This is a genomic window from Gordonia sp. 852002-50395_SCH5434458 (assembly GCF_001665905.1).
Lineage (GTDB): Bacteria > Actinomycetota > Actinomycetes > Mycobacteriales > Mycobacteriaceae > Gordonia > Gordonia jacobaea.
Genome location: NZ_LZTC01000084.1, coordinates 1 through 526 on the forward strand (window position 1 = coordinate 1; position 526 = coordinate 526).

Sequence of the window (526 nt, forward strand, 5' to 3'; positions counted from 1 at the left end):
GGGGGTGTCAGATGGTCTGTGTAAGTCCAGTGCTCATCAGTGAGAGGAAGATCTATGAGCATGGCGTTAGACGACAAGCAGCAGGGCCACGACGATCATCAGTTGCCTGAGCTGGCCGAGCCACGTTCGACTGCGGAGGTGGCCGAGGCGTTGGCGGCTTCGGGCATGGTCGATGAGTTGTTGGCCCAGATCGATACCGGGCAGGTTCAGATCACCGGGGACGGTGGCCTAATTCCGGGTCTGATCAAACTCGCCCTCGAACGTGGGCTGAAAGCCGAACTGACCGATCACCTCGGCTATGACAAGGGCGACCCGGCCGGTCGGGAACTGCCGAATGCCCGCAACGGGTCGACCCCGAAAACGGTCGCCTCCGAAGCCGGTCCGGTCGAGCTGAACGTCCCTCGTGACCGTGACGGCACGTTCACCCCACGTCTGGTCCCCAAGGGGTCGCGCCGGCTCGGTGGCCTCGATGACATCATCATCTCGCTCTATGCCGGCGGCATGACGTTGCGCGATATCCAACACC

General features: G+C 62.5%; 1 protein-coding gene. It reads left to right on the plus strand.

The window, feature by feature from the left end; genetic code table 11:
• Positions 1-54 precede the first annotated feature (54 nt).
• Positions 55-526, plus strand: a 472-nt coding sequence (locus tag A5785_RS18595) for a transposase (protein WP_197500846.1), incomplete at its 3' end; no start/stop codon positions are given.